General features: G+C 62.5%; 8 protein-coding genes, 1 other RNA gene and 2 pseudogenes. All 11 read left to right on the top strand.

Annotated features, from left to right (window positions below):
• Positions 1-293: pseudogene (locus AC2VLV_RS01760) on the top strand (glycosyltransferase family 39 protein); the annotation flags it as partial.
• Entirely contained in the window at positions 290-661 is a 372-nt protein-coding gene (locus AC2VLV_RS01755) for an SMR family transporter (protein ID WP_486988367.1), read from the top strand. The pseudogene AC2VLV_RS01760 and the gene AC2VLV_RS01755, both read left to right, overlap by 4 nt.
• Positions 662-671: 10 nt before the next feature.
• On the top strand, positions 672-1808 hold the full coding sequence (locus tag AC2VLV_RS01750) for a DegT/DnrJ/EryC1/StrS family aminotransferase (RefSeq protein ID WP_486988366.1): 1137 nt from the start codon (positions 672-674) through the stop codon (positions 1806-1808).
• The gene (locus AC2VLV_RS01745; RefSeq protein ID WP_486988365.1) at positions 1805-2827 is read left to right on the top strand and encodes a glycosyltransferase; all 1023 of its coding nucleotides are present in this window, start codon (positions 1805-1807) and stop codon (positions 2825-2827) included. The genes AC2VLV_RS01750 and AC2VLV_RS01745 overlap by 4 nt, the downstream gene beginning before the upstream one ends.
• A complete protein-coding gene (locus tag AC2VLV_RS01740) occupies positions 2824-3753 on the top strand; it encodes a formyltransferase (RefSeq protein WP_486988364.1) in 930 nt (309 codons plus the stop codon). Before AC2VLV_RS01745 ends, AC2VLV_RS01740 begins: the two co-directional genes overlap by 4 nt.
• The gene (locus tag AC2VLV_RS01735; RefSeq protein WP_486988363.1) at positions 3750-4805 is read left to right on the top strand and encodes a bifunctional UDP-4-keto-pentose/UDP-xylose synthase; all 1056 of its coding nucleotides are present in this window, start codon (positions 3750-3752) and stop codon (positions 4803-4805) included. The genes AC2VLV_RS01740 and AC2VLV_RS01735 overlap by 4 nt, the downstream gene beginning before the upstream one ends.
• A gap of 61 nt (positions 4806-4866) precedes the next feature.
• Positions 4867-4965, top strand: an RNA gene (ffs, locus tag AC2VLV_RS01730) — signal recognition particle sRNA small type.
• 159 nt (positions 4966-5124) lie between these two features.
• Complete coding sequence (gene trxA, locus AC2VLV_RS01725; RefSeq protein ID WP_486988362.1) at positions 5125-5454, top strand: thioredoxin TrxA; 330 nt, start codon at positions 5125-5127, stop codon at positions 5452-5454.
• Between the two features lie 225 nt (positions 5455-5679).
• A complete protein-coding gene (gene rho / locus AC2VLV_RS01720) occupies positions 5680-6942 on the top strand; it encodes a transcription termination factor Rho (protein ID WP_486988361.1) in 1263 nt (420 codons plus the stop codon).
• 140 nt (positions 6943-7082) lie between these two features.
• Entirely contained in the window at positions 7083-7343 is a 261-nt protein-coding gene (locus AC2VLV_RS01715) for a type B 50S ribosomal protein L31 (protein ID WP_486988360.1), read from the top strand.
• Positions 7344-7474: 131 nt separating this feature from the next.
• A pseudogene (locus AC2VLV_RS01710) lies at positions 7475-8124 on the top strand (hypothetical protein); the annotation flags it as partial.

The following is an 8124-nucleotide window of genomic DNA, read 5'->3' as shown; positions in this document are numbered from 1 at the left end:
TCGGCATCGAGCAGCAGCCCGGTCTGTGGGTGCCGACCTACGCCGATTTCGCCCGGCGCTGGAACGAGGACAAACAGCCGCTGGCGCTGATGTCGCCATCCACCCTGCCCGCGCTGCAGGCGCTGCATATGCCGATGACGGTGATCTACCGCGCCCCGCGCTTCGTCGTCATCGCCAAACCGGGGCAAGACTACGGCGCGGCCGCCCAGGCCGCAGCGGCGCGACTGCAGGCGGACTGGAACGCTGGGCCGTCGCTGGTTTCCCCGCAAGCTGAAGCCGGAGCCCAGCGGTGAGCGCGGTCGCCTTTGGCCTGGTGCTCGCTGGCGTGCTGCTCAACGCTGCGGCGCAGTTGCTCATCAAATCGGGGGCGGAAACGGCGGGGCATTTCAGTTTCACCGCAGGTCATATCTGGCACGCCATGCTGCACTTCGCGCTGCAATGGCAGATTCTGCTGGGCTTGACGTTCTACGCGGTTTCCGTCGTGGTGTGGATACTGGCGCTCACCCGGGTGCAGGTCTCCATCGCCTATCCCATGCTGTCGCTTGGCTATGTGGTGACCGCCTTCGCGGCGTGGTGGCTGTTCGGCGAGGCACTCACCGCACAGAAACTCGTCGGCATTGCCGTGATCATCGTGGGCGTCATCATCGTTGCCCGAGCCTGAATTCACCCGTATGAATCCGCAAGACATTCTTCCCTTCACCCGCCCGGACATCGACGAAGACACCATTGCCGGTGTCGTCGAAGTGCTGCGTTCCGGGTGGATCACCAGCGGCCCCTGGTGCGCCCGGTTCGAGCAGGCGCTGTCCGAGTATTTCGGCGGCCGCCCGGTGCTCGCCTATTCCTCCGGCACCGTCACCATGGAGATCGCGCTCAAGCTGCTGGGCGTCGGTCCGGGCGATGAAGTCATCACCACGCCGCTGTCCTGGGTGGCCACGAGCAATGTGGTCCTGGCGGTTGGCGCCACGCCCGTGTTCGTCGACATCGATCCGGCCACCCGCAATATCGATGCAAACCGCATCGAGGCGGCCATCACCCCGCGCACGCGGGCGATCCTGCCCGTTCATCTGGCCGGGCTGCCCGCCGACCTGGACGCGATCTACGCCATCGCCGCCCGCCATGGTCTGCGCGTCATTGAAGACGCGGCCCAGGCCATCGGCAGCCTGTGGAAACACCAGCGCATCGGCAGCTTTGGCGACTTCGCCTCGTTCAGCTTCCATCCGAACAAGAACATCACCTCCATCGAAGGCGGCTGCCTGGTGCTTCCGGCCGATGCCGACGTCGATCTGGCCCGCCGCCTGCGCCTGCAAGGTGTGCAACGCAGCGGTCTGGACGGCATGGACGTCGATGTGGTCGGCGGCAAGTCCAACCTCACCGACGTGGCCGCGCGCGTGGGCTGGGGGCAGTTGCAGCACGTCGAACGCTTCAACGCCCGCCGCCGCGATCTGGCGCAGCGCTATTTCGCCGCGTTCGATGCCCTTGGCGTCGAGGCAAGGGGCGTGCAACTGCCGCCACGTGATTTCATTCAGAGCAACTGGCATATGTTCCAGATCGTGCCGCCACCGCAGGTGCAACGCGCCGCCCTGATGCAGGCGCTCAAAGACCGTGGCATCACCACTGGCGTGCACTATCCGCCCATCCACCTGTTCAGCCTTTACCGCGAGCGCGGCCACAAACCCGGCGACTTTCCGCACGCCGAAGCCGTGGGCGCGTCCATTCTCACCTTGCCGCTTTTTCCTGGCATGCTTGACAGCGATGTGACGCGGGTGACTGACGCCCTCGACACCGTGCTGCGACAATTCGGCTTATGAATCTGCATGCTCACCCCGCCGTTTCGGTGGTCGTTCCCGTCTACAACGAAGAGGCCGGACTCGCCGCACTGTTCGCCCGCCTCTACCCCGCGCTCGATGCGCTGAACGAGCCGTACGAAATTCTGTTCGTCAACGACGGCAGCCGCGACCGCTCGGCCGCGCTGCTGGCCGCGCAGCAACGTCTGCGCCCGGACGTCACCCGCGTGGTGCTGTTCAACGGCAACTACGGCCAGCACATGGCCATCCTCGCGGGCTTCGAACACACCCGCGCGCCCATCGTCGTCACTCTCGATGCCGATCTGCAGAATCCGCCCGAAGAGATCGGCAAGCTCGTCGCCAAAATGCGCGAGGGCTACGACTATGTCGGCACCATTCGCCGCATGCGCCAGGACAGCCGGTTTCGCCGCTATGCCAGCCGGGCGATGAACTGGACGCGCGAAAAAATCACCAGCGTGCGCATGACCGACCAGGGCTGCATGCTGCGCGCCTACGGCCGCGACGTCGTGGACACCGTGAATCGCTGCACCGAGTCCAACACCTTCGTGCCCGCGTTGGCCTACACCTTCGCGCTCAAACCCACCGAAATCGAAGTGGCCCACGAAGAGCGTCTGGCGGGCCAGTCCAAATACTCGTTGTTCAAGCTGATTCGCCTGAACTTCGATCTGGTCACCGGGTTTTCTCTGGTGCCGCTGCAGCTCATGTCTTACTCGGGCATTTTGCTGGCGCTCGCTTCCGGCGCGCTGTTTCTCTACCTCATGGTGCAGCGCTTCGTCGAAGGCTCGCAGGTGCAGGGGGTCTTTACCCTGTTCGCCATCACCTTCTTCCTGCTCGGCGTGGTGCTGTTCAGCATCGGCCTGCTGGGGGAATACATCGGCCGCATCTATGAGCAGGTACGCGGCCGTCCGCGCTATCTCGTGCAGGCCGTGTTGCAGGATCTGCCCCCCGAGCCAGGCGTGTTCGTGCCACATGTCTCGCAGACGGCCAACGCTGCGCAACCATCCCCCGCCCCGCTGCCGTGAACGCCGTCGTCTTCGCCTATCACAACGTCGGCGTGCGCTGCCTCAAAACACTGCTCGCGCGGGGCGTGCAGGTGCAACTGATCGTCACCCACCCGGACAGCCCGACCGAAACCCTGTGGTTTGATCGCGTGGCCGACGTGGCGGCAGAAGCCGGCATTCCCGTGGCCTATGTGGACGACGCGGTTGACGCGGCCCTGATCGATCGGGTCGCGGCGCTTTCGCCCGACTATCTGTTTTCCTTCTACTTCCGCCGCATGCTGCCCGCGCGGTTGCTGGCCGCAGCAAAAATCGCCGCGCTCAATATGCATGGCTCTCTGCTGCCCAAATACCGCGGGCGAGTTCCGGTGAACTGGGCCGTGCTGCACGGCGAAACCGAGACCGGCGCCACGCTGCACATTATGGAAGCCAAGCCGGATGCGGGCGACATCGTCGCGCAGCAGGCCGTACCCATCCTGCCTGACGACACCGCCAAGGAGGTGTTCGACAAGCTCACCGTGGCCGCCGAAATCGCGCTGTGGAACGTCCTGCCGCAGTTGATGCGTGGGGAAGTGCCGCGTCGCTGTAACGATCTGTCCGTCGGCAGTTATTTCGGCGGCCGCAAGCCCGAAGACGGTCGCATCGACTGGACCCAGACGGCGCAATCGGTTTACAACCTCATCCGCGCCGTGGCCCCGCCCTACCCCGGCGCATTTTTCGATCAACTCGGCCGCCGTTTCATCGTGGCGCGCGCCCGCATCGCGTCACCAGCACTCCGCGCGCGAATCGACGGCAAAAACGCGGTCGGCCTGCATATCGCAGACGAACAACTCCTGGCCCGGACTGGCGATGGCGGCGCACTCCACATCGTCGAACTGTGGGATGCCGACCGACCTGGCATTCCCTTGGGCAAACTACAAATTTCGGAACTCGCAACACAGCAATCATGAAAAAAGTCCTCATCCTCGGCGTCAACGGTTTCATCGGCCATCACCTCTCCATGCGCATCCTCGCCACCACCGACTGGCAGGTGTATGGCATGGACATGAACGCCGACCGCGTGGAAGACCTCACCGCCAACAAGCGTTTCAAATTTTTCGAAGGCGACATCACCATCAACAAGGAGTGGATCGAATACCACGTACGCAAGTGCGACGTGATCCTGCCCTTGGTCGCCATCGCCACGCCGGCCACTTACGTGAAGGCGCCGCTGCGGGTGTTCGAGCTCGACTTCGAGGCCAATCTGCCCATCGTGCGCGCGGCGGTAAAGCACAAGAAGCATCTGGTGTTCCCGTCCACCTCCGAGGTGTACGGCATGAGCGGCGATGCCGAATTCGATCCCGAGAATTCGCCGCTGGTCTACGGCCCGATCAACAAACCGCGGTGGATCTACGCGTGCTCCAAGCAGTTGATGGATCGCGTCATTGCCGGTTACGGCCAGCAGGACGGCCTGAACTACACCCTGTTCCGCCCGTTCAACTGGATCGGCGCCGGGCTGGACAATATTTTTTCGGCGAAGGAAGGCAGCTCCCGCGTCGTCACCCAGTTCCTGGGCCATATCGTGCGCGGCGAGACCATCAGCCTGGTCGATGGCGGTCACCAGAAGCGCGCCTTTACCGACATTGACGATGGCATCGACGCGCTGATGAAAATCATCGAAAACAAGAACGGCGTGGCCAGCGGTCAGATCTACAACATCGGCAATCCGGCCAACAATCATTCAGTGCGCGAACTCGCCGACATGATGCTGCGCCTGGCTGCCGACATGCCCGAATACGCCGAATCCGCCAAAAACGTGAAGTTGGTGGAAACCAGCTCGGGCGCGTATTACGGCGCGGGTTATCAGGACGTGCAGAACCGCGTACCCAAAATCACCAACACCATGCGCGACCTCGACTGGGCGCCCAAGGCCGACATGCAGACCGCACTGCGCAAGATCTTCGACGCCTACCGCGGCCAAATCGCCCAGGCCCGGGCGCTGATGGAAGAAACGGGCAATTGACTCGGCGCCCCTCCACACTCGCTGCAGTGATGGCCATGCGATTGCCCATACAATGCCAATTGACGGGCCGCCTCGCATCGCGGCGCGGTGAACTTGGTCAGGTCGGGAACGGAGCAGCCACAGCCGTTTACCGTGAGTGCCGGGGGAACGGCTCGTCACCCCAACACCCTTGCCTGCCCGCTGCGTCTGATGCGCGCTTGTTCATCGGCAACCCAAAGGCTTTTTGTCCCGGCGTTGATGCCGTATCCACCAGACACGTTCAGCGCCCTAGCGGCAACTTGTGTCAAAATCCCCATCAAATCTTTCTATCGAGGTGACCATGGCTAGCGAACTGATCAAACACACCAACGACGCCGATTTCGAGCAAGACGTGCTGAAGTCCGGTGTTCCCGTTCTCGTGGACTTCTGGGCCGAGTGGTGCGGGCCTTGCCGCATGATCGCTCCCACGCTCGACGAGATGGCCAGCGAATACCAGGGCAAGCTCGCCATCGTGAAGGTCAATGTGGACGAGAACCGCAGCATCCCCGCCAAGTTTGGCATTCGTGGCATTCCCACCCTGCTGCTGTTCAAGAACGGCGAGCTGGCTGGCAATAAAGTGGGCGCTGCCTCCAAATCCCAACTGACTGCTTTCGTCGACGCCCATCTATAATTTCTTCATTGCGCGGTGCAGTTCGCAATCCTCAAGCATCGCACCGCGCAACACTCAGGTTGAGCCGCCGCTCCAGGCGACTCAATCGCCGTGACACCCTGCCGTGCACCCTTGGCACGGCCCACACTCCCTCACGATTCCTTTTGCTGCTTGCGCGTGCCGCTCTGAGGCATGCACCGTCTGACGACGGATCCGGCGCAGCCTCCCCTTCCCGAGCTTTTCATCATGCATCTGTCCGAACTCAAAGCGACGCACGTCTCCAAGCTGCTTGAAATGGCGCAGTCGTTCGAGATTGAAAACGCCAGCCGCCTGCGCAAGCAGGAACTGATGTTTGCCATCCTCAAAAAGCACGCACGCACTGGCGAGCAGGTGTTCGGCGACGGCTGCCTTGAAGTTCTGCCAGACGGCTTCGGTTTTCTGCGAGCGCCTGAATCGAGCTATATGGCGTCACCCGACGACATCTACATCTCGCCCAGCCAGATCCGCCGCTTCAATCTGCACACCGGCGACTCGATCGAGGGCGAGGTGCGGGTGCCCAAGGATGGCGAGCGCTACTTTGCCTTGGTGAAGGTCGACCGCGTCAACGGCGTGACCCCGGAGGAAAACAAGAACAAGATCATGTTCGAGAACCTCACGCCGCTGTTCCCGACGGAGCACATGCGTCTGGAACGCGACATCAAGGGCGAAGAAAACATCATCGGCCGCGTGATCGACATCGTGGCCCCGATCGGCAAAGGCCAACGCGGTCTGCTGGTGGCCCCGCCCAAAAGCGGCAAGACCGTGATGCTGCAGTCCTTGGCCCACGCCATCACCTCCAACCATCCGGAAGTCGTTCTCATCGTGCTGCTGATTGACGAGCGCCCGGAAGAAGTGACCGAAATGCAGCGCTCGGTGCGGGGTGAAGTGGTCAGTTCCACCTTCGACGAGCCCGCCGTGCGACACGTGCAGGTTGCCGAAATGGTGATCGAGAAGGCCAAACGCCTGGTCGAGTTGAAGAAGGATGTGGTCATTCTGCTCGACTCCATCACGCGTCTGGCCCGTGCCTACAACACCGTGGTGCCGACCTCGGGCAAGATTCTCACCGGCGGGGTGGATGCCAACGCTCTGCAGCGCCCCAAGCGCTTTTTCGGCGCGGCACGCAATATCGAAGAGGGTGGATCGCTGACCATCATCGGCACTGCGCTGGTCGATACCGGCAGCCGCATGGACGAAGTGATCTATGAAGAATTCAAGGGCACCGGCAATATGGAAATCCACCTGGATCGCCGTCTGTCGGAAAAGCGCGTTTATCCCGCCATGCTCATCAACCGCTCGGGCACACGCCGCGAGGAACTGCTACTCAAGCCGGAAATCCTGCAAAAAGCCTGGATTCTGCGCAAGCTGCTCTATCCCATGGACGAGATTCAGGCGATGGAATTCCTGCTCGACAAGATGAAGCAGACCAAGAACAACGCCGAATTCTTCGATATGATGCGTCGAGGCGGTTGATCACCCAAAAAATCTGCGACAATGTTGCGTTTTGCCAAGTACCGGCGGTTTGCAACAACCGTGTGCAGCGATGGTTTGCAATAACCACAGGCGTCGGCGGCTAGCGTTTGATCGTCAAGATCGTTACCCAAGGAACCCCCATGAAATCAGGAATCCACCCCCAGTACCGCGAAGTCTGCTTCCTCGACCTGTCCACTGGTTCGCAGATTCTCATCTCGTCCACCGCGCAGACCCGCGAAACCATCAAGCTCGACGATGGCCGCGAGGTTCCCTTGTACAAGGTGGAAACCAGCGGTGAGTCGCATCCTTTCTACACCGGCAAACAAAAGAGCATCGATACACTGGGCGGCCGCGTCGAGAAGTTCCGCCAGAAATTCGCCAAGGCAGCGGGCAAGGCCTGAGGCGCATCGCGCGCCTTTCGCGTCACGGGGTTGTACGCAACAACCCCTGAGTTTCACCCCATAACGGGCAGCCTGGCTGCCCGTTGTTGTTTCCCACGCATCTGCACCTCTCATCCGCCATTGCACTCGCCATGAGCTCGCCGTTTTCTCACGGACAGACCCGCAGACCGCCGGCGCGCCCCTCGCTGCAGCCGGGCGCCGTGGGCAAGCTGTCGCGGCCGCTGCTTCTGCTCCTGTGTGCGGCCTACCTTCTTCCGGGATTCATCGGCCGCGATCCCTGGCGCACGGATGGCCTGAGTTTCGCGGTGATGTGGCAGATGGCGCAGGGTCTCACCTCCTGGGTTCATCCCACGCTGTACGGGCAGGCGGTCAGTGGCGGCTGGCTGGCCCACTGGCTGGGGGCGGGATCGATACAACTCCTGGGTTCCTGGCTGGGGCCAGTGCTGGCGTCGCGGGTGCCGTTCATGCTGGCATTAGCGGCGAGCATGAGCCTGACGTGGTACGCCGCATTTCACTTCGCCCGCCAAGACGACGCCCAACCGGTGCGGCCCGCGTTTGGTCCGCCCATCGCTCCCAGCGACTATGCCCGCGCCATTGCCGATGGCGTGCTGCTGACCTTGCTGGCCACGCTGGGCCTGCTGGGTCGCGGTCACGAAGCCTCGACCCAGGTCGTGCAACTCGCCGCAGTGAGTGGCATCTTGCTGGGGGTATCGCTGCTGCCGCGCAAGCCCTGGAAATCGGCCAGCCTGATCGCCACGGGCTTGCTGTGTCTGGCGCTGAC

Source organism: Thiomonas sp. TH-17, assembly GCF_057473305.1.
Note: the sequence above shows the minus strand (reverse complement) of the source record. Positions and strands in the feature narration are given on the sequence as shown.